Raw genomic sequence first — 21,900 nt, 5'->3', positions numbered from 1 at the left:
GTTTTTAAAATTCATTTTACAAGATGGTTTCCATGACCGTTTCTTGAGGTTTCATGCCCTGTCTTTGATAGAAGCGAAGGGCTCCTTCATTGTCATTCCAGACATTAAGAGTCAGGTTGTAGCAGCCGATTTCCTTGGCATAGCTGACAGCGAATTGATAAAGTTGATCACCAATCTTTTGCCCACGCGCTGCTTGATCGACACACAAGTCTTCGATGAAGAGGGTTTTAATGGGATGAAGCACAGGATTATCAGATCCTTCTTTAATGGTGACAAAGAGATGTCCTAGGATCTGGCCATCCGCATTTTCGTAGACGAAAATCGGTGTCTGCTTTTGCGCCATTAACTGCTTTAACTCTTCTTTACTATATTTTCCGCCACTTCCTTTGAAAATATCGGGACGGACTTGGTGGTGGACGGAAAGAATCTGTTCTAAGAGGTCAAGCAAGTGGGGAATATCATTTGGTTGAGCTATACGAATCGTCATGTAGATTCTCCTTAGTAGTATTTTCTTCATTATAAAAATTTTTTCTAAATCTTGTCAATGGAAAAAGGAACGCTAAAAGGTGCGCAAATACGGACCTTTTATTTCTTACCTCAAATGATCTTGTCAATCATATTTTTATTTTTGACAAATATTTTTATTTTTTTGACAAATATACTTGTCAAAAAGAAAAAGAAGTGTTACAATGATTTTAGTTGAAAGAAGGGGAGGGTTTCTTATGGGAGCCATATGGATTCTATTTATCCCTTTTCTGGTTATCATTTATGCAAGCTCAGAAAAGAAGATAAAAAGGTTGAACAAACGCATTAGACGATTAGAAAAACAAGTGAAAGGAAATCAAGACATGTCTAGACTTTTAGAAGAATTGAAAGGCCAAACGGTCACTGTCACAGTAAATGGTTTTGGAACCAAATATGAAATTATGGATATCGATGAAGATTGGGTCAAACTGACTCGTGTGATTAATAAACAACAAAGCGAGACAAAATTAGTTCGCATCGAAGATATTCAAGGTGTTCAGCTATAGGAGGCGAAAGCCATGATCTTAAAAAATCGATTGAAAGAGCTGAGGGCGCGTGATGGGCTCAACCAATCCGAGCTAGCCAAGCTAGCAGGAGTCTCGCGCCAGTCCATCAGTCTCTTGGAGCGAGGGGAATACACCCCTTCGGTTATCATTGCTATCACCATCGCCCAGATTTTCAAGGAACCGGTGGAGAATGTTTTTAGTCTAGTAGAGGGAGGAGAATAAAAGTGAAAAAGCAACAACAAGAACGATCTGATCGTTACCGTTTTTGGAGAAATGTGGGAATCATCACAGTTTCCGTTTTGATTGGAGGAGTTATAGGATTTTTTACAGTGATGTTTGGATCCAAAAAGCCCCTGGAAATCCAATCATTCTTTAGTAAAGAGGTGCTCCTTTTGGGTTCAGTAGTTTTATTCTTGGTCGTGTTTATGATCACGATGGTCCTATTGATGCGGGTAAGTAAACTTCATTACAAGATTCTCCATATAGAAGACGAGGATGAAGCTTATCACTATGATATCCAGAAGGAAAAACTGTATGGGTTAGCGACCATCTTTAAAGGAATCATGATCTTGCCATACTTTTTTATTATCATCTTTTATATTCAATTGGTGTATTTGGATAAACCTGCGGCCTTTATCTTTGGACCTTTTACCATGCTTTATCTTTTTCTTGCCTTGATTGTCCTATTTTTCCTAGTGAGTATCTTCTATCGTAAGACCTTTAACTTGGTTTACGGGAAACCGATTCCCCGCAATGCCGATGCCAAGGAAATGCGTGAATTTATGATGAGTATGATGGATGAGGCAGAAAAACAGATAAACTACGAGGAAAATTTCGAAGTGGTGGTTAAGTTAAGCAATTATATCTTGCCGAGCTTTCTCCTTGCTCTCCTCCTCATTGGGATTGCCTTCAAAACGGATATCCTCTTGGCGTTGTTCGTCGTATCCATTCTCTATATTTATATCCTTATTTCACAATACAAAATTACCAAACGTTATTATAAAGAGTAAAGGAGTCATCCATGTTAGAAATTAGACATTTAGAAAAAAGCTTTGGGAATAAGCAGGTCCTCTTTGGAGTGGATCTGACAGCTCAACAAGGGCATATACTTGGCTTAGTTGGGAAAAATGGGGCTGGGAAAACAACTATTTTCCACAGTATCTTGCGCTTTTTGGACTACAGCGGTGAGATTCGCCTAGGTGGCAAAGCGATTACACAAGAAACTTACAAAGAAATTGGCTATTTGCCAGAAGAGCGCAGTCTTATGCCAAAACTCACGATTTTTGAGCAGGTCCGCTATTTGGCTGCCTTAAAAGGAATGAGCACCGCCGAGGTCAAGGAAAAATTACCGATTTGGATGGAAAAACTCCAAGTAAAAGGGAAATTGACCGATAAGATCAAGAGCCTTTCAAAAGGGAACCAACAGAAGGTGCAACTGATCATCACCTTAATCCATGAACCTAAATTGATCATTTTAGATGAACCCTTTAGTGGGTTGGATCCGGTCAATACAGAAGTGCTTAAGCAGGTCATCTTTGAAGAAAAAGAGCGTGGGGCAACCATTATCTTTTCTGACCACGTCATGACCAATGTCGAAGAGTTGTGTGATGATATCCTAATGATCCGTGATGGTTCGGTTGTCCTTTCAGGGCCTGTCCAAGAGGTCCGAAATAGCTATGGCAAGACTCGCCTCTTTGTCTCTAACGACTTTAGCAAAGAAGAGCTAGAAGCTCTGCCACACGTGACCAAGGTCAGCATGACCAAGCAAGGGACTTGGAAGCTGATCTTGGATGATGCGTCAGCGGGTCCAGAATTATTTGACCGCTTGACCAAGGGTCACTACCTTGCGACCTTTGACCACCAAGCCCCAACTATTGATGAGATCTTTAAACTTGAATCAGGAGTAGAAGTATGAAACAGATGTTTGTCGTAATGAAAGAAACCTATATCAGACAAGTGAAATCATGGAGTTTTCTCTTCATGGTCTTCGGTCCCTTCCTCTTTTTAGGGTTGGGTGTTGGAATCGGTTATCTAACGGATTCTTCTACAGATGCGAAGAATCAGGTGGTCTTGGTGACCGAAGTGCCAGCTGTCAAAGAAAGCCTCAAAGGAACCGATGGCTTGACCTTGGACTACAAAGATGAAGCTGCAGCTAAAAAAGCCATCAAGGATGAGAAAGCTGCTGCTTACCTAACAGTCGATGAAAAAGATGGCCAGTTAGAAGCCACTTATGTGGGTGATCAAGCCATGAAAATGGAATTGAAAAGCCTTGTCGCTGCGAAATTAAGCCAGGTCCAACAAGGGATCAATCTAGCGCGTGCCAATCTAAGCAAAGAGCAATTGACGGCCTTGTCTCAACAGGTTTCTCTCAAAGAAAAAATTGATGAGAAAAAAGAAGGCTTGAAAATGGTGCAAACCATGGTTGCAGGTGGTCTGGGAATGTTGCTTTATATGATATTGATCTTCTACTCGAGTATCACAGCCCAAGAAGTGGCCAGTGAAAAGGGAACTAAGATCATGGAAGTGGTCTTCTCTAGTATCAAAGCAACCGACTATTTCTTCGCACGCATGCTCGGACTCTTCGGTGTGATCTTTACCCATATTTTTGTCTATGTGATTGGTTTAGTAGCTGTTTGGATCTTTAGAGCAGATATCCCAGTTGTCAAGGATATTCTCGCTCCAAACTCTCCGATTACCCAACACCTTGCAGAGTCGATCTCGCTCAATACCGTCTTCTTCATTATCCTTGGGATCTTTATGTATGTGGTGCTCTCTGCCTTCTTAGGCTCCACAGTTGCACGACCTGAAGATTCAGGAAAAGCGATTTCGCCACTAATGATGTTAGTTATCTTTAGCTTCCTTGGGGTAACCACCTTGGGAAGTGCCGGTGATGTCTTCTTATTGAAGATCGGTTCCTACATTCCTTTCATCTCAACCTTCTTCATGCCTTTCCGTACCATTAATGGCTATGCGACTGGTCTTGAATCTTGGGCTTCATTGGGAATTGCGGTCCTCTTTACCATCGTGGGAACAGTGCTCATTGCTCGTATCTATGCGAGCCTGATCCTTCAGACCGATGACCTCGGACCATGGAAGACCATCAAACGTGCTCTTAGCTATCGCTAATTAGATAAGCTCTCAGTTACAGCTGGGGGCTTTTAGCATGCATTGAAATTTATCGGTGGACTATTTAAAACGATATACCTTCATATGAACATGTATTATTTATTAAATTATGATATGATGGATGGGAATAAAGAGAATAGAGAAAAGGACGAGTGAGACTATATATCAAAAGTAATTTTCAGAAAAAAATTACCTTTACGACAAGAGAGCTTGTTTGGAAAATGTGGTTTAAAGAAAGAAATGGTCAAGAAATAAGTTTCTCAAATGTCGGAGATGATGAGATGCTACAAAATGACTTCTATCTATCTTTACGGTTAGATAAGTGGGGAGCAAGTGGTTCTCGTTGGAAAGATGTCAAGGTTAAAGGTGGCAGTGCAATCAATTCTCAAAAATATGAAAATATTGATTTGGATTATGAAGGAAGTTATGAAAGCGACGGTAGAGAAAAGGGTGAATATCTAAGGATCGCTTCGAATTACCTGGATGTACTAACAGTTGATAAACGAGCTATGTATATTATGGCACTCGAAATTGCGACTGCGATTGATGGGCAAATTAGTGAAGATGATAAGAAAACATGGCTAAGAATCGATGAGTTTAAGGAAAAGCACCAAGATATCTTATCTCTGACCTTTGATGAAGCAAACGAAATGAGTCTGGAGGAAATTCAGACGATTGATGTTGCTGACGATCCTATCTGGGAAGAATTGGATAGAAAACGTGAGGAATACATCAAAATCCATGGCGAACGTGTATATGACGATGAGGAAGACGACGAGTGAGACTATATCTTAAAGGCAACTACGAAACTAGTATTTATCAAGCCTGTATGGAATATCCTTGGAAAATGTGGTTCAAGGAACGTAAGGGAGTGCAGGTTGGTTTTTCTTATGCACGTGATGATGACTTCTATTTTAGTGTTAGTTTGGATAAATTTTCTTCAAATGATGAGCGTTGGGGAATGGCAGATTTTAAAAAAGAAAATAACCCATGGAGTTCATTTAAATATGAGTATCTAATACTGGATTTTGAAGATTCCTATGAAAGTGATGGACTAGAAACAGGAGACTGTCTAAGAATCATCACGACTCATAAGGACATTCTAACGGTTGATAAGCGAGCGCTTTATATCATGACCATTGAGATAGCATCTGCCATTGACGGTCACATCAGCGAAGATGATAAGGAAACATGGCTGAGTGTTAAAGAATTCAAAACGAAACATGCAGATCTGTTGCATTTGACCTACGATGAAGCAGTTGACATTAGCTTGGGAGAGGTAGTAGTAATGAAAGCTGTTGGTGAGCCACTCTGGGAAGAATTAGATCGAAAACGTGAAGAATACATCAAAATCCACGGTGAAGTGGAGTTGGATGACGAGGACGAATAAGGAATTCTACTTCAACCTGAGAGCCCTCAGTTATTGCTGAGGGCTTTTTTCTTGCAAATTGACTTTTGCAAGCCTTTTCACTACAATAGAACTACAGAAAAGGAGGCGGACATGAACTATATTGAGTTTGCTGAAAATGAGCGTCTGTCCACGATTGTCCTTGGGATGATGCGGATCAGTCAGATGAGTGAAGACGAGGTGGAGGCCTTGGTAGAGGCAGCTTTGTCGATTGGGATCAACACTTTTGACTTAGCGGATATCTATGGCGATGGCCAGTGTGAGGTCCTGCTGGGTAAGCTTCTCAAGCGTCGTCCGGATCTTCGGGACCAGATGTGGATTCAGTCCAAGTGTGGGATTCGCAAAGACGGCTTTACCTATTTTGATTTTTCTAAGGACTATATTTTGGACTCCGTCGACGGTATTCTTGAGCGTCTCCAGATTGAGCGCTTAGATAGTCTTCTCCTTCACCGACCGGATGCCCTCATGGAGCCTGAAGAAGTGGCGGCAGCTTTTGATCACTTGGAGCAAGCGGGCAAGGTCCGTCATTTTGGGGTGTCCAATCAAAATCCTATGATGATGGAATTGCTTAAGACGGCTGTCAAACAACCTCTCAAGGTCAACCAGTTGCAGTTGAGTGCAGCCTTTACACCGAGCTTTGAAGCTGGTTTTCATGTCAATATGGAAGGGCCAAAAGCAGCCGTGCGAGATGGCAGTGTCTTTGAGTATTGTCGCTTAACCGATACGGTGATTCAAGCTTGGTCTGTCCTCCAGCATGGCTACTTCAAGGGGAATTTTGTCGGCGAAGAAGAGTTTGCGGCCCTCAATCACGTCCTCAATGACTTGGCGAAAAAATACCAGGTCACTCCGACAGCTATCGCCCTTGCCTGGGTCCTTCGCTATCCAGGTAAGATGCAGGCTGTCATCGGAACGACCAAGCTCCAACATGTCCTAGAAGCAGGGGAGGCAGCAACAGTCACTTTGACGCGCAAGGAATGGTATCAAATCTACTTGGCGGCGGGAAATGATTTGCCTTAGAATCTTGTTAGTAAACCAGATTTCACTCTTATCGGTGGTCTGGTTTTTTGTTTTGTTGTTTTCAGATTTTTCTTGACAAGTCTTTCTTTTTTATGGTATTCTTTATGCAACAAGTGTTGCGCAACAAATGTTGCGTGAAAGGAGTCTTATGCCACCAAAGGTTAAATTCAGTAAAGAGGCTATGATTGGGACAGCTTTACAATTGGTGAGAGAAGAGGGCATGGTTAGTTTAACGGCTCGAGCATTAGCGGAGAAACTGGGAGCCACACCGAGAGTCATTTTTGGGCAATTTGCTAATATGTCTGAGTTACAAGCAGAGGTTATTGGTGGTGCGGAGATGGTGGTGGTAGAGTATATTCGCAAGGCCTTAGAAGATGAGAAACCTTTTCGATCTGTCGGGGTTGCTTATATCCTTTTCGCCTCAAAAGAGCCCCAACTTTTTCAGTTGCTTTTCCAAAATCCTAGCAAAGAGCCGATTCGTCGCTTTCAAGATTTTCTTCCCATGAAGGATCATAGTTACCAATTGGTTCTGGATTCGATCGTTGCAGACTATCCTTTGACTGTAGAGGAGGCTGGTCGCTTGTACCAGCATCTATTTATCTACTCACACGGGATGGCCTCTATGGTTGCTTCTGGTATTTACCAGTTCAGCATGGAAGAAGTGATTGGATTACTGACAGAGGTTTGTCAATCTCTCATCAAAGAAATGGTAGGAAAGAAATGATTCAACTAGAAAATGTGCACAAAAGTTACGGCCAAACCAAGGTTTTAAAGGGGATTGATTTGCAGATTCAAGACCAGGATGATGTGGTTATCCTTGGTCCTTCTGGATCGGGCAAGTCAACTCTCTTAAATGTATTATCCGGATTAGAAAAGGTAGACGAGGGGCATATTCTCATTCAAGGGCAGGATTTATCGCAACTCACGGATGCTCAATTGACAGCCTTTCGACGTGAGAAGATTGCTTTTATTTTCCAGCAGTATTATCTATTGCCGAATCTGACGGTCAGACAGAATGTAAAGATGGGTGCTGACCTGGCAAACAATCATGATTTTTTGCAGATCATCGAGGATTTGGGGCTTGGCGATAAGCTGGACAAGTATCCGAGTGAATTGTCTGGTGGGGAACAGCAGAGAGTCTCCATTGCTCGGGCCTTGGCCAAAAAGCCAGAGATTCTCTTCTTAGATGAGCCGACGGGAGCTCTCGATGAAGAAACAGGGCGCAAGATTCTCGACTATATCTGGAAATTAAAGGAAAAATTGTGCTTTACCCTCATCATGGTGACGCACAACCAAAATATTGCGGATATGGCTAAAACCATCATTCGTGTCAATAGTGGCAAGATTACCGAAGTTGTGACCAATGATCAACCTCAGACTGCCTATGAGATTGGATGGTAAGCTATGTTTTCAGTAAAAGATATTCGAAAATTAGTTGTCGTCAGTATCATTGGGGCTTGTGCGGTCTTTGTGGCCAATCTCTTCTTGAATTTTTACCTGGATATCGAGCAGTTGGAGATTTCGAAAACCAATCCCATGATTCAGACCTACTATGATGCCCAGGTTTCGCTTTCCTGGATGGTGGCCATGGTCAGTGGAGTCGTCTTGTCTTTGACGTCGGTCCTTCTCATGTGTTTTTATATCAAACAATTTGTCGATGACCACAAGGAACAATTAGGAATTTTAAAGGCTTTGGGCTACAGTAATGGCCAGTTGGCTAAACGATTTTGGGCCTTTGGACTCAGTTTTGGAGCTGGAGCGTTTCTTGGCTATTTCGCTTCATTTCTCATGATGGGACATTTTTATGACTTCCGCAATGAAAAGGGGATTCTGCCAGAAATCACCATTCATTTTCACTGGCAGCTCTTGCTTGCTTTGGTGATTCTTCCAACAGCATTTTTTATGCTTCTCGCGATTGGTTATGCTAGAAGACAACTTCAAACTCCGGCTCTTCGATTATTGAAAAAGTCCCCAAGTCCGATCAAGGTCAAAAGGAGTAAGCGGGCTCCTAAGAAAGAGAAAGGCTTCTTAAAAGAGCTGTCCTCATCACTGATTTGGGGGAGAAAATCGATCTTGTTTTTTGTGGTCTTTGGCTCCATGTGTTTTGCGGCCATGGTTCAATTGTCTTTTGGCCTCAGGGATTACACAGATGACATCATCCAAACCATGATGATCATGATTGGCTTGATCCTTTCTTTCTCGATTCTCTTTTTGTCATTGGGGATTGTCGTCTCAGAAAGTCGTGAAACATTGGCTCTTATGAAGGCTTTTGGCTACACCGATCGTGAATGCCAAAGTCATATTCTCGCTCCCTATCGTTTCTGGGCTTATCTAGGATTTGTTCTTGGGACGGTTTACCAATACGGTATCATGGAAATTTTGATCGGTGTGATCAAAGATACGGTTCCTGAAAAGATTGAGCATCACTTTGATGGGAATGTGTGCTTTTGGACCTTGATTGGCTTTGCTGTGGTTTATGAAAGTCTCTTTTATCTATCCAGCAGAAAACTCCAAAAACAAACCATCAAAGAAGTGCTCTTAGCAGAATAAATAGAAAAGAGAGTGGGACAGAAATTGGTAATTTGTTAGAATTCGATTTCGTCGTCCCACCTCCGCACAGTTGAGTAGGGCTGTAAAAGCTGATGAAATCAGCGTAGTAGAGCCCACTCAGCCACTGCGTCTTGCTCGACAATCCAAAAACAATTGAGAGGCTAGGACTTTTGTCCCAGCCTCTTTTGTACTAGATAAACAGAAAAACGGATGCTGTCTAAAAATCTTGCATTTTTTTGCAATTTAGGTTACAATGAAGACTATAAAAAATGCGTAATCCCTAGGGTCTTTCCCTCAGGGAATTTTGTGTGTTTTGACCTATTTTCGATGGAAAGAAGCTTTGCTTCTACCGCGGAAAAAGTATGAATAACATTGGAGGTAATAATGATTCGATCCTTAATTTCCGAGATCAAGGAATTCAAGAAGCCCTCGATTTTGGCTTCCTTGTTCATGGTCTTTGAAGTCATGTTTGAGATTTCGATTCCCTTTGTCATGGCGAGTCTTTTGGACCAAGGTGTTCAACAAAGAAACATGAACAATATTTTGTTTTACGGTGGGCTCATGCTGGTCTGTGCCTTTTGCTCCCTCTTTTGTGGGATGCAGTCTGCCCGTTATGGCGCCTATGCATCGGCTGGTTTTGCTAAAAACCTTCGTCGGGCCATTTTCAAAAAGGTTCAAACCTTCTCATTTGAGAATATTGATCAGTTCTCATCAGGTGGGTTAGTCACTCGGATGATGACGGACGTGACCAATGTGCAAAATGCCTATCAAATGGTGATCCGGATCTGTGTACGGGCACCGCTCAATTTGATCTTTGCCATTGTGGCTTGTTTCTTGATCAATGCGGAAATGGCCATGATCTTTGTCTATGTGACCATCTTTTTGGCAGCTGTCTTAAGCATCATCATGAAGATTGTGTATCCGCTCTTCACAGAAGTATTTGAAGCTTATGACAATCTCAACAACAGCATTCAAGAAAACATCACCAATATGCGAGTGGTGAAGTCCTACGTTAAGGAAGCAGATGAAACCGTTAAATTCAAAAAAGCTTCACGCCGGATTTATAACATGTTTATGAAGGCTATCCGTGTCGTTGTCTTGAGTAGCCCAGCTATGATGCTTTCCATGTATGCTTCTTTCCTTTTGATCTCTTGGATTGGGGCTCATCTGATCGTTGGTGGCCAACTCTCCACTGGGAATCTGACTTCTATGTTTAGCTACACCATGACCATTCTCATGTCGCTCATGATGTTTATGATGATCTTTGTCATGTTGTCGATTTCCATGGCCTCTGTCGAGCGGATCAATGAAGTCTTGACGACCAAAACGACGATTGACTCTCCAGAAAATGGGATCAAAGATGTCGCTGATGGTTCGATCAACTTTGAGGATGTGACCTTTGCTTATACCGATGAAAATGGCGACAAGACCCATGTCTTACAAGGGATTAATCTTTCCATTCGTTCAGGGGAAGTAATTGGTATCTTGGGAGGAACAGGATCAGGGAAATCAAGCTTGGTTCAGTTGATTCCTCGTCTCTATGATGTCGAGTCTGGTCGGGTGACAGTAGCAGGCCACGATGTCAAAGAATACGATCTTGATTCCCTTCGTAAGCAAGTGGCCATGGTTCTTCAGACCAATGTCCTTTTCTCTGGTACGATTAAAGAAAATATGCGCTGGGGAAATAAGGATGCGACAGATGAAGAGATCATCGCAGCTTGTAAAATTGCGCAAGCCGATGAATTTATTCAAGATTTCAAAGAGGGTTATGACACCATGATTGAACGTGGGGGATCCAACGTCTCTGGTGGGCAACGCCAGCGTCTCTGTATTGCGCGTGCTCTTCTCATGAATCCGAAGATCTTGATCTTGGATGATTCGACTTCAGCGGTCGACACCAAGACAGATAGTTTGATCCGTCAAGGATTGGCAACCAGCTTGAAAGAGACTACCAAAATCATCATTGGTCAACGGATTTCCTCTATTCAAGATGCAGATCGCATCATCGTGATGAATGATGGCCAAATCGATGCGATCGGTCGTCACGAGGAATTGCTTGCGACCAATGCCATCTACCAAGAAGTATATGAAATGCAAACACAAGGGAAAGGAGAAGCAGATGAAAACTAAGAAAAAAGCAAATCTAGGCTCTATCCTTCGCCTGCTCGACTTCCTTTGGAAAAACTACAAGGTATCCTTGATTGTTTCCTTTATCTTAATCATTCTATCGTCTCTTGCGACGGTCAATGTAACAGCTTCGATTCAGTCCTTGGTCGACGTCTATGTGGAGCCCATGTTAACGTCAAACAGCCATGATTTCGGACCGCTCTTGTCCTTCTTGACACGGGTTGGTTTGATCTGTTTGATCGGGGTACTTGCCAACTATGGCTTTACCTTGATCATGGCGACCGTTTCACAAGACTCACTTAGAAGTCTTCGAAATCAGTTGTTTGCTCGCATGCAAAAACTGCCCGTTCGTTACTTTGATACCCACCAACACGGGGACATCATGTCTATCTATACCAATGATATTGATGCCCTTCGCCAAGCGATTGAACAATCCATTCCGCAACTCTTATCCTCAGCGATTACCATCCTTGGGGTAACGATTACTATGCTGACGGTTAGTCCACTCTTGTTCTTGATTGTTCTTTTCATGGTCATCGTCATGGTCTTTATCATCAAGGATGTTTCTGGCAAGTCAGGTCGTTACTTCGGGGCCCAACAAAAGAACTTGGGGATTGAGAACGGCTTTATTGAAGAAATGATGTCTGGTCAAAAAGTGGTTAAGGCCTTTGTGCATGAAAGAGAAAGCATTGAGGATTTTGATCGGATCAATGATCAACTCTTTGAATCCTCTTACCAAGCCAACCGCTATGCCAATGTCCTCATGCCGATTCTTGGGAACTTGGGAAATGTTTCCTTTGTTCTAACAGCCTTGATCGGTGGACTCTTTGCGCTAAACGGCGTCGGTGGTTTAACCATTGGTGGACTCATGGCCTTCTTGCAATTGAACCGTTCCTTCACAGGTCCCATTGCTCAGGTCTCTCAACAATTGAACTTTGTCCTGATGGCCTTGGCTGGTGGAGATCGTGTCTTTGATCTTTTGGACGAAGAAGAAGAAGTCGACCAAGGAAAAGTGACGCTGGTCAATTATGAACTGGTCGATGGAGAAATGGTCGAAACTGATCAGAAAACCAACAAGTGGGCCTGGAAACACCCTCGTCCAAATGGAGATTACCAGCTTGTCAAGATGGTCGGAAATGTGGTCTTTGATAATGTTGATTTCTCTTATGATGGGAAGAAACAAATTCTTCATGGCATCAATCTCTATGCAGATAAGGGTCAAAAAGTGGCCTTTGTCGGAGCGACTGGTGCAGGAAAGACAACCATCACCAACTTGATCAACCGCTTCTATGACATCCAGTCAGGAATGATCACCTATGATGGAATCGATATTAAATTGATCGAGAAAGATTCTCTTCGTCGTTCCCTTGGAATCGTTCTTCAAGATACCCACTTATTCACTGGTACGATTGCAGAAAACATCGCTTATGGCCGTGCTGATGCAACACGGGAAGAAATCCTTGAAGCAGCTCGGATTGCCAATGTGGATTCCTTTGTGAAGCACTTGGATCAGGGCTATGAGACAGTCTTGACGGATGATGGGGCTGGCCTATCAAATGGTCAACGACAATTGATCGCCATTGCCCGTGCAGCCCTTGCCAATGCGCCAGTCTTGATTCTGGACGAAGCGACGTCTTCGATCGACTCACGGACAGAGAAGATGGTGCAAGAAGGGATGGACCGCTTGATGGAAGGTCGGACTGTCTTTGTTATCGCCCACCGTCTATCGACGATTGTCAATTCCGATGTCATCATGGTGATGGACCACGGACGCATCATCGAACGAGGCAACCATGCTTCCTTGATGGCAGAACGTGGCACCTATTACCGCCTGTACACCGGTGGACTTGAAATTGATTAATAATAAAAAAGCTTGAGCGTTAGCTCAGGCTTTTTTGGCTTATGGATAATGACTTCTTAGAAACTTTCCTTAGGTGAGTACGGACGTTAGGTGAAATTATCCAGTGGATGATTTCAGCAATCCAGGAAGTTCCATGACTAATTATTGAGCCCCTTCGCTCTTTAATTTCTGGGCTCAGGCTAAAACAGTTTCCCAAACTGTTTTACTCTCAAAATTCCTGAGTACCTGAAACGTTATTGTTTCAGGCACTTTTCTCACAGCGGAAAGTCTCGAAAATAAATAGCCATTCATCAAAATCCTGACTACACTTTCAGGCTTTTTGCTTATTTCTCAAGTAATTCTTGGATCAAGTCTTCCATGGCAGCTGGTTCTGTTTTGGAGGAGAAGCGTTGGGCGACTTGGCCTTGTCGGTCGATGACAAATTTTGCGAAGTTCCATTCGATGCGTTTGCCTAGTGGCCCGGCTGCTTGGTTTTTGAGCCAGTCATAGAGAGGAAGGGCTTCTTTACCATTGACTTTGGCTTTAGCGAATCGTGGGAAGGTGGTCTGGTAGTTGAGGCTACAGAAGCTATTGATTTCTTCTGCCGTTCCTGGTGCCTGCCCCATGAATTGGTTACAGGGGATGTCTAGGATTTCAAGCCCCTTTTTCTGGTAGCGCAGGTATAGATCTTGCAGTCCATGGTATTGCGGGGTCAAGCCACAGCCTGTTGCTGTATTGACCACGATGAGGACCTTACCTTGGTAGTGAGAAAGGGGAATCTCCTCCCCATTCTGGTTTTCTAAAGAAAAATCATAAATGCTGGTCATAGGTGGTATCCTTTCTGTCTCTTCAACTTTTATTGTAGCATAAATCTCCTAATATTGGGCCAAGAGGAGCATGACTTCTTGCTTTAGTCCCTCTTGTGAAAATGATATAATAAGGAGATAACAAGCTCTCAAGAAAATGCCAAAAGGAGAACGTATCGGATGAAATTACTCTATACGGATGTTCGGACCCCCTTGACCCAGGTCCTGACACAAGAAGCCGTAGGGTTAGTAGAAAAGGGCAAGCGTGTGTTTTACATTGCGCCCAACTCTCTTTCCTTTGAAAAAGAAGCCAAGGTCTTGTCCTATTTAGAAGGTCAGGCTTCTTTTGCCATTACTGTCACGCGCTTTGCCCAAATGGCTCGTTATTTCATCCTGAATCAGGTTTTTGAGGAGCAACCCTTAGATGATATCGGTCTCGGCATGTTATTTTTTAAAGCTCTTTCCCACATGAAGGAGCAGGATCTTAAAGTTTACGGGGCCCTGCGTAAGGATCCTCAGTTTATCCAGCAACTGGTCCAGCTCTATCATGAATTGCAGACAGCCCAGATGGATTTTACAGATTTGGAGTTGCTCGAGGAAGCTGAAAAAAGAGAGGACCTCTTGGCGATTTTTGAAGCAGTCTCTGAGATGCTGGTCCAGCACCGGTATGAATCCCAGTCCAAGATGGCCTTTTTCCTCAATCAGGTCGAAGAAGGACGGCTGGAAGAGCAATTACAGGATGTAGCGATCGTCGTCGATGGCTTCACGCGTTTTTCTGCGGAAGAAGAGGCTTTGATTAGTCTCCTTCACCGAAAAGGAGTGGAGATTGTCATCGGGGTCTATGCCAGTGAAAAAGCCTATCGAGCAAGCTTTAGAGAGGGCAATCTTTACCAGGCTAGTGTTGACTTTCTCCTTCAGCTGGCTAAGACTTTTGAGGTACAGCCTCAGTATTGTGGGCAAGCGATTGAAGATTCCTTTAGTCGCATTACCCGCATGCTAGAAGCGCGCTACGATTTTTCACAAGTTGAAAATGAGCTCAAGGAGCACGACCGAACAGCGGTTCAACTCTGGCAAACCAATACGCAAAAGGAAGAGTTGGAATTTGTCGCTAAATCGATCCGTCAGCGTCTTCATGATGGGGCCCGCTATCGGGATATTCGGGTCTTGCTAGGCGATGTAGAAGCTTATCAACTGCAACTCAAGACCATTTTTGACCAGTATCAGATTCCCTTTTACTTGGGACGAAGTGAAGCCATGGTCCACCATCCCTTGATTCAGGTCGTTGAATCGCTAGGGCGGATCAAGCAGTTCAATTACCAGACAGAAGACGTTATCAATCTGTTGAAAACGGGTCTGTATAGTGATCTGACGCAAGAGGAAGTCGATGCTTTTGAGCAATACCTTCGCTTTGCAGAAGTAAAGGGTGCTACAAAATTTCACAAGCCTTTTACCAGCAATCGTCAGGGCAAGTTTAATTTGGAAGAGCTCAATACTCTCCGAGAACGCGTCGTAGAACCTCTAGTCCCTTTCTTTTCACAGCGCAAACAAAAGGTGACCCATCTCTTAACCGCCTTTACAGAGTTTCTGCAAGAGGCTCAGCTTTCTCAGAACCTACAAGCTTTGATCAAGGATCTATCCTTGGAGGAGCAGGAGCGCTATGATCAAGTCTGGAAGGCCTTCCTTCATGTCTTAGAAGAGTTGAACCTGGTCTTTGAGGACCAAGAGCTGACAGTGGATGACTTTTTGGCCCTCCTCTTATCGGGGATGCAATTGTCTCAATACCGGACAATTCCTGCTACGGTCGATGTAGTCACGGTTCAGTCCTATGACTTGATTGAACCCTTGACAGCGCCTTACGTCTACGCGATCGGGCTGACCCAGGAGCGTTTTCCAAAGATCGCTCAGAACACCTCTCTACTCAGTGAAGAAGAGCGCCAGCAGCTCAATGAGGCCACCCAAGAAGGAGCAGAGCTCCAGGTGGTGACCAGCGAAAATCTCAAGAAGAATCGCTTTGTGGCAGTTTCGCTCCTCAATGCGGCGACCAACCAACTGGTTCTATCGGCTCCTAGCTTGGTCAATGAAATGGAAGATAGTGTCTCTCCTTACCTTGTCGAATTGGCCAAGGAGCCTATTGCCATCGAGTGGACGACCAAACAAGCCCAAGCTTCGAGTGATGATATCGGGACCTACCGAGCCCTTTTAGCGCGCGTGATCGAGCTCCATCAAGAAGAAATTACGAGTGAGTTGTCTCCTGAAGAAGCCAGCTTTTGGGGTGTGGCGGTACGGGTCTTACGCAAGAAATTAGCCACTGAAGGCATCCAGATTCCTCAAATTTCAACGGAATTAAAGAGCCGTCAGCTTCAGTCGGATACGCTTCAAGCGCTCTATCCAGAGGGCAAAGCATTGACCTTATCCGCTTCTGCCTTGAATGAATACTACAAGCACCAGTATGCCTTTTATCTGCGCTATGTCTTGGGCTTACAAGAAGACGAAACCATCCGGCCAGATGCTCGCAGTCATGGGAATTTCCTGCACCGGATCTTTGAAAAAGTCTTAAAAGATAGCTCCGATCAAGCGTTTGATCGGCGTTTAAACGAGGCGATTCGAGAAACCAGCCAGGAAGCAGAGTTCCAGCAATTGTATGCTGAAAGTGGAGAGACCGAGTTTATTCGTCAGTTGCTTCTTGATACCGCGAAAACAACCGGACGGGTCCTCGCCCAGCAAAATGGCATCGAGACCATTGGTGAAGAGACCCTCTTTGGAGGGAGCACCCACACCTCTTATCCATTGTCCGATGGCCGTCTTCTGCAGCTACGAGGCAAGGTGGACCGCATTGATCAATTGAGGGATCGGGGAGCCCTCGGAGTCGTGGACTACAAGTCCAGTCTGACGCAGTTCCACTATGACAAGTTCTTTAATGGCCTGAATTCTCAATTGCCGACCTATCTTTCTGCCATCCAGGATCTGAAGGAATACCAAGAAGAGCAGGGGATTTTCGGGGCCATGTATTTGGAAATGGGAGATCCTGTAGTGGATCTGAAAAAGACCAAGACAGTAGAGGATGCCATCAACCAAACCATGAAAAGTCAACAGTACAAGGGGCTCTTTATGGCAGATCAGGCGCCTTATCTGGGCGAGGCCTATGACAAAAACAAGGCCATGATGCTGAGTAAGGAAGAGCTGGACTTGCTCCTCTTGTACAACGCTTATCTCTATAAAACAGCAGCAGAAGGGATTCTCAAGGGGCAATTTGCCATCAATCCCTATAGTGAAAATGGGCGCAATATCGCACCATTTGTGGAGCAGTTTAAATCCATTACAGGATTTGAAGCCGATCGTCACCTAGGTCAGGCACGGTTCTTGACCAAACTAGACCAAAAAGGAATACGCGGTGAAAAGGTGAAAGCCGCTTGGATCGAGAAGATGAAGGAGGTCTTGAACAAATGATCAAACAAGCATTTTTGACAAGAGAAGAAATCAAGGCCCTCCAGGTCCAAGAGGCAGCTTCTACCAAAGAGCAAAAGCGGACACCAGAACAGATCGATGCCATCTATAGTTCGGGTACCAATATCCTGGTGTCGGCCTCTGCTGGATCAGGAAAGACCTTTGTCATGGTGCAGCGGATACTGGATCAGATGCAGCGTGGCATTTCGATTAAGGAGCTCTTTATCTCGACCTTTACGGTCAAGGCAGCAGGAGAGCTCAAGGAGCGTTTGGAAAGTGAACTTGGGAAAGCCCTGCAAGCGAGTGATGATCCAGAGCTCAAGCAACACCTGGCCCGTCAAATCGCAGATGTCGCCACCAGCGATATCGGAACCATGGACTCTTTTACCCAAAAGGTCCTAACGCGCTATGGCTATTTGCTTGGGTTGGCGCCTCAGTTTCGCATTTTACAAAACGCCAGTGAGCAACGCCTCTTACAAAATGAAGTTTTTCAAACTGTTTTTGACCGCTATTACCAGGGGGAAAACCAAGAAGCCTTTGTGCAGATGGTCAAGAATTTCACCGGCCAGCGCAAAAATTTGACCTTGTTTAAAGAACAGGTTTACCAGATCTATGATTTTCTTCAGTCGACCAGTGATCCGGAGAAATGGCTGGAAGAGCATTTCCTAAAAGGCTATGAGGAGACTGATTTTGAAAAGGTTGAAGGCGATCTGATGGAGAACATCCAGCAGGCCCTTTATGAGGCAGAAAGCTTTTTTGCCTTTCATTTGTCCAATGAGGGCCAAGCATTTGGTAAGGCCAAATATTTGGAAGCTGTAGAAGAGGTGCTCGATCAGATTGGAATCCTGACAGGTCACACCAATAAAGAACAACTGACTTCGGTCCTAAAGGCAGTCGTGGCGATTAGTCGGGCATCAAATGGGGGAGCCTTGACCAATAGAGCCCGTAAGGAAGAGCTAAAAGACCTAGTCACAGCCTATAACCAGGATAAAACCATACATATCAATCGCCTCAGAGACTTGGAAAATCAGCTCTATCAGCTGGAATTTCAACAATCCTTCCACCAAGAAGAAGGCCCCATGCTCTCCTTGCTCCGGAACTTTATCAGAGACTTTGCTCGCGCTTATCTGGAGCGAAAAATCCAAGAAAAAGCTTATGAATTTGGGGATATCAGTCATTTTGCCATTCAAATTTTAGAGCAATTCCCAGAGGTGAGACAAGCCTATCAAGAGCGCTATCATGAGATCATGGTCGATGAGTACCAGGATACCAACCACACTCAAGAGCGGATGTTGGATTTACTGTCAAATGGCCATAATCGCTTCATGGTGGGAGATATCAAGCAATCCATTTATCGCTTCCGTCAGGCAGATCCACAGATTTTCAATGATAAATTTAAGGCCTACCAAGAAGAAGGGGCGAAAGGGCGGTTGATCCTCCTCAAGGAAAATTTCCGGAGTCATGTGGAGGTATTGGACGCGACCAATGATGTCTTTCGCCATTTGATGGACGAAGAGGTAGGAGAGATTGACTACAATCAAACCCACTATCTAGTCGCAGGTAGTGACAAGCAGCGGATGGCCTTACCACAACATCGGGCAGAATTTTTGCTCTATGATGGCAGCCAAGACCAGGAAGAAAAGACAGAAGACGAGGAAGCTGCTTCTGGACTCGAGACGGTTTCCAAGGGAGAAATTCTTCTAGTTATCAAAGAAATTTTACGCCTCCATCGGGTGGAAAAAGTGCCCTTTAAAGAGATCACGCTCTTAACGGCGACTCGAACGCGAAATGATGCGATTCTGGAAGCCTTTGACCAGTACCATATTCCTCTTGTGGCAGATAGCGGACAGGCGCATTATCTTGAGTCACTGGAAGTGATGGTCATGTTGGATACCTTGCGGACCATTAACAATCCCTTGCATGATTATCCCTTGGTTGCTCTCATGAAATCCCCCATGTTTGACTTTGATGAAGATGAGCTGGCACGGATTTCCTTGCAGACGCTTCCAGAGCAAAAGCAAGTGGCCTTCTACCACAAGGTCCAGTTAGCCCTTGAAAAGACTGCAGAGCATGCAAATCTGATTGATGCCAAGCTCTCAGCTAAAATCGAGAACTTCCTCAAGGTTTTATCTACTTGGAGAGCTGCTGCCAAGACCCATTCGCTCTATGATTTGCTGTGGAAAATCTATGAGGATCGCTATTACTATGACTATGTCGGCGCCCTTCCAAATGGGGCCCAGCGCCAGGCCAATCTCTATGCCTTGACGCTTCGGGCCAATGATTATGAGAAGGCCAGCTTTAAGGGCTTGTCGCGCTTCATTGCCATGATCGACAAGGTGATCGAAAATGAACACGATTTGGCTAGCGTACCTCTTGCGGCTCCAAAAGATGCCGTCCAGCTCATGACCGTCCATAAGAGTAAGGGGCTGGAATTCAAGTATGTCTTTATTCTCAATATGGACAAGGCTTTTAACCGTAAGGATCAATCGGGGCCAATTATTCTCAGTCGTCAAAAAGGGATTGGCCTTAAATATGTTGCGAACCTGCCGGTTGAGACAGAGAATCCAGCTGCTCCAAAAACCATTCGCCTGCAGATCGAAACGCCTTGCTACCAACGGAACGTGGAAGAAACAAAATTGGCCACGATTTCAGAGCAGATGCGTCTTCTTTATGTCGCCATGACACGGGCCGAGCTCAAGCTCTATCTGGTTGGAAAAGGCCGTGAGGACAAATTGCGTGATACCGATTGGGGGACCAGTCGCAATGGCAAGCTGGATCCGGAGAAACGAAAAGCATGGACCTCTTATCAGGACTGGCTCTTTGCTATTCAAGATGTGTTTGCTAAGAATACTCTGGCCTATGACACGCGTTTTGTGACAGACGAAGACCTGACACCAGACCAGCTGGAGCCACTAGAGAAGGAGAAGGATTCCCGCTTCGATCAGCTCAAGGATATCCGTCAGTCAGAGGATATTCGTCGGGCCTTGGATATCTTGGAAAATGTTGATCGCCTCAATCAGCTCTATGCTCCAGCCATTCATTTGCCAAGTGTCCGTACTCCTAGTCAGATCAAGAAATTCTACGAGCCGGTCATGGATGCCAATGGCGTCCAAATCATGGATGCAAAGCTAGTTGCGCCTGACTTTGAGCTGCCAACTTTTGGTCAAGAAAAAGCCGTGACAGGAGCCCAGGTCGGTAGTGCTGTCCATGAACTCATGCAGCGCGTGCCTCTTGGAGAAGAAATCACGCTGGATACGCTGCATCAAGCCTTGGAGCAAGTTCAAGCAGAGCCAACGGTCAAAGCCCGCATCAAGCTAGAGGCCATCCTTGCTTTTTATGAGACACCTTTGGGGTCCTTGCTTCAAAAAGAAGCCTCTCGAGTCCGTCGCGAAGCTCCCTTTGCCATGCTGAAGAAAGATCCAGCTAGTGGAGAGGACTTTGTCGTGCGGGGGATCCTGGATGGTTACTTGGTGCTAGAAGACCGGATCCTACTTTTTGATTACAAGACGGATCACTACAAGGTTCCTAGCCAATTGGTCGAACGCTACCGGGATCAGCTCGATCTCTATGCAGAAGCTCTTCGTCGTTCTTATGGCAAAGAGCAAGTAGAAAAATACCTCGTGCTTCTAGGTAGCCCCCATCTAGAAGTGGTGAAAGTGGAGTAAATCATGGCAATTGCACAGAAAAACATCGAACGGATCCAAAGAATGGAAGATTATTTGAATGACTATGCCAAAACTTTGGAAGAAACCAAAAAAGCAGTGGATCAGCTAAGAGAGCATCAAGAAAACTATATCCAACTGCGCGATTATTATAGTAGTCAGGCCTATTTTGATGATTTGGACTTGTCCAATCAAGCTGACTTTCCAGCAGATCTTCCTTGTGGTGTCCTGTCCGAAGATGCCGTCTATGATTTGTTAGACGAGCACTTTCAGATGGGAGTGGAGCTCTTGGAGATCGCAACAAAGATGATCAAAGAACGGTGAAATCATTATTTATATTTTATCTTTCCTTAGGTGACGGCGGACGCTAGCGAACTTCTACGAAGTTCCATAGCTAATTATTGAGCCCCTTCGCTCTTGAAATTCTTAGCTCAGGCTAAAACAGTTCCCCGAACTGTTTTACTCTCAATAATTCCGAGTACCTGAAACAGCTCCTGTTTCAGGTACTTTTGTCACTGCGGAAAGAAAAATATACAAATGATGACATAGTGAATTGTGGGATTACTTGACTAATTCATTGGATATTTCAACTGACTTATTAAAATGTAAAAGCAACTAACAGATACAAAAAAAGCTCCGGTTTCCCGGAGCTTTTTGAATGATTAGTGTGAGACACGGCGACGTGCTGCTTTTTTGCGGTTTTCTTCGATGAAAGCTGCTTTTTGTTCTTCTGGTTCGATTACTTTCTTCTTGAATGTGTAAACTGCACCTGCGACAGCAGCAACTGTACCAGCAACACCAGTAACAAAACCTTTACCAAATCCTTTAGCCATGAGAATTTCTCCTTTTCTGAACTTTAAATATTTATGTTATAATATATGGTAACGAA

At 44.3% G+C, this 21,900-nt stretch carries 19 protein-coding genes; 16 read left to right on the top strand and 3 right to left on the bottom strand.

The features are described from left to right. Nucleotides 1–16: 16 nt before the first annotated feature. On the bottom strand, nt 17–487 hold the full coding sequence (locus tag P5Y91_RS01830) for a GNAT family N-acetyltransferase (protein WP_277838827.1): 471 nt from the start codon (nt 485–487) through the stop codon (nt 17–19). Nucleotides 488–722: 235 nt separating this feature from the next. On the opposite strand from P5Y91_RS01830, the gene P5Y91_RS01825 reads away from it, so the two are divergent. The 13 genes from P5Y91_RS01825 to P5Y91_RS01765 all read left to right on the top strand — a co-directional run bounded on the left by P5Y91_RS01825 (nt 723) and on the right by P5Y91_RS01765 (nt 13,120). Beyond that, nucleotides 723–1,031, top strand: coding sequence for a hypothetical protein (locus P5Y91_RS01825; protein ID WP_227038074.1), 309 nt, complete (start codon nt 723–725; stop codon nt 1,029–1,031). A 12-nt stretch (nt 1,032–1,043) separates the two neighbouring features. Further along, the gene (locus P5Y91_RS01820; protein WP_227037990.1) at nt 1,044–1,253 is read left to right on the top strand and encodes a helix-turn-helix transcriptional regulator; all 210 of its coding nucleotides are present in this window, start codon (nt 1,044–1,046) and stop codon (nt 1,251–1,253) included. A gap of 2 nt (nt 1,254–1,255) precedes the next feature. Next, nucleotides 1,256–2,041 (top strand): DUF3169 family protein, encoded by a 786-nt coding sequence (locus P5Y91_RS01815; protein ID WP_227037989.1) that lies wholly within the window; start codon nt 1,256–1,258, stop codon nt 2,039–2,041. 11 nt (nt 2,042–2,052) lie between these two features. Next, nucleotides 2,053–2,946 (top strand): ABC transporter ATP-binding protein, encoded by an 894-nt coding sequence (locus tag P5Y91_RS01810; protein ID WP_277838825.1) that lies wholly within the window; start codon nt 2,053–2,055, stop codon nt 2,944–2,946. Further along, nucleotides 2,943–4,157, top strand: a complete 1,215-nt coding sequence (locus tag P5Y91_RS01805; protein WP_277838824.1) for an ABC transporter permease — start codon at nt 2,943–2,945, stop codon at nt 4,155–4,157. Before P5Y91_RS01810 ends, P5Y91_RS01805 begins: the two co-directional genes overlap by 4 nt. A 152-nt stretch (nt 4,158–4,309) precedes the next feature. After that, nucleotides 4,310–4,939 (top strand): hypothetical protein, encoded by a 630-nt coding sequence (locus P5Y91_RS01800; RefSeq protein ID WP_277838823.1) that lies wholly within the window; start codon nt 4,310–4,312, stop codon nt 4,937–4,939. Beyond that, on the top strand, nt 4,936–5,547 hold the full coding sequence (locus P5Y91_RS01795; RefSeq protein WP_277838822.1) for a hypothetical protein: 612 nt from the start codon (nt 4,936–4,938) through the stop codon (nt 5,545–5,547). Before P5Y91_RS01800 ends, P5Y91_RS01795 begins: the two co-directional genes overlap by 4 nt. A 111-nt stretch (nt 5,548–5,658) precedes the next feature. Further along, nucleotides 5,659–6,582, top strand: a complete 924-nt coding sequence (locus P5Y91_RS01790) for an aldo/keto reductase (protein ID WP_049472349.1) — start codon at nt 5,659–5,661, stop codon at nt 6,580–6,582. A gap of 148 nt (nt 6,583–6,730) precedes the next feature. Continuing rightward, nucleotides 6,731–7,306 carry a TetR/AcrR family transcriptional regulator gene (locus P5Y91_RS01785; protein WP_277838821.1) on the top strand — a complete coding sequence of 192 codons (576 nt, stop codon included), beginning with the start codon at nt 6,731–6,733 and terminating at the stop codon, nt 7,304–7,306. After that, nucleotides 7,303–7,983, top strand: a complete 681-nt coding sequence (locus P5Y91_RS01780) for an ABC transporter ATP-binding protein (RefSeq protein ID WP_247913842.1) — start codon at nt 7,303–7,305, stop codon at nt 7,981–7,983. Before P5Y91_RS01785 ends, P5Y91_RS01780 begins: the two co-directional genes overlap by 4 nt. Before the next feature lie 3 nt (nt 7,984–7,986). Further along, nucleotides 7,987–9,132: an FtsX-like permease family protein gene (locus tag P5Y91_RS01775; RefSeq protein WP_247913843.1), complete on the top strand. Its 1,146-nt coding sequence runs from the start codon at nt 7,987–7,989 to the stop codon at nt 9,130–9,132. Nucleotides 9,133–9,516: 384 nt separating this feature from the next. Next, nucleotides 9,517–11,262, top strand: a complete 1,746-nt coding sequence (locus P5Y91_RS01770; protein ID WP_247913728.1) for an ABC transporter ATP-binding protein — start codon at nt 9,517–9,519, stop codon at nt 11,260–11,262. Continuing rightward, a complete protein-coding gene (locus P5Y91_RS01765) occupies nt 11,252–13,120 on the top strand; it encodes an ABC transporter ATP-binding protein (RefSeq protein WP_041826381.1) in 1,869 nt (622 codons plus the stop codon). Before P5Y91_RS01770 ends, P5Y91_RS01765 begins: the two co-directional genes overlap by 11 nt. Before the next feature lie 323 nt (nt 13,121–13,443). Here the strand turns inward: P5Y91_RS01765 and P5Y91_RS01760 are convergent, their stop codons facing one another. Further along, complete coding sequence (locus P5Y91_RS01760) at nt 13,444–13,926, bottom strand: glutathione peroxidase (RefSeq protein WP_134974078.1); 483 nt, start codon at nt 13,924–13,926, stop codon at nt 13,444–13,446. Nucleotides 13,927–14,085: 159 nt separating this feature from the next. Here P5Y91_RS01760 and rexB point away from each other — a divergent pair, with 159 nt between their 5' ends. From rexB to P5Y91_RS01745, 3 genes are read left to right on the top strand one after another with little or no spacing between them, the layout of a single operon-like run. Continuing rightward, the gene (rexB, locus tag P5Y91_RS01755; protein ID WP_277838818.1) at nt 14,086–17,352 is read left to right on the top strand and encodes an ATP-dependent nuclease subunit B; all 3,267 of its coding nucleotides are present in this window, start codon (nt 14,086–14,088) and stop codon (nt 17,350–17,352) included. Then, complete coding sequence (gene addA, locus P5Y91_RS01750; protein WP_277838834.1) at nt 17,349–21,014, top strand: helicase-exonuclease AddAB subunit AddA; 3,666 nt, start codon at nt 17,349–17,351, stop codon at nt 21,012–21,014. The genes rexB and addA overlap by 4 nt, the downstream gene beginning before the upstream one ends. 3 nt (nt 21,015–21,017) lie before the next feature. Next, nucleotides 21,018–21,335 (top strand): DUF4298 domain-containing protein, encoded by a 318-nt coding sequence (locus tag P5Y91_RS01745; protein ID WP_118228006.1) that lies wholly within the window; start codon nt 21,018–21,020, stop codon nt 21,333–21,335. 338 nt (nt 21,336–21,673) lie between these two features. Here the strand turns inward: P5Y91_RS01745 and P5Y91_RS01740 are convergent, their stop codons facing one another. Next, nucleotides 21,674–21,844 (bottom strand): DUF3042 family protein, encoded by a 171-nt coding sequence (locus P5Y91_RS01740; RefSeq protein WP_003002781.1) that lies wholly within the window; start codon nt 21,842–21,844, stop codon nt 21,674–21,676. Nucleotides 21,845–21,900 lie beyond the last annotated feature (56 nt).

The organism is Streptococcus taoyuanensis, from assembly GCF_029589235.1.
GTDB lineage: Bacteria > Bacillota > Bacilli > Lactobacillales > Streptococcaceae > Streptococcus > Streptococcus taoyuanensis.
Note: the sequence above shows the minus strand (reverse complement) of the source record. Positions and strands in the feature narration are given on the sequence as shown.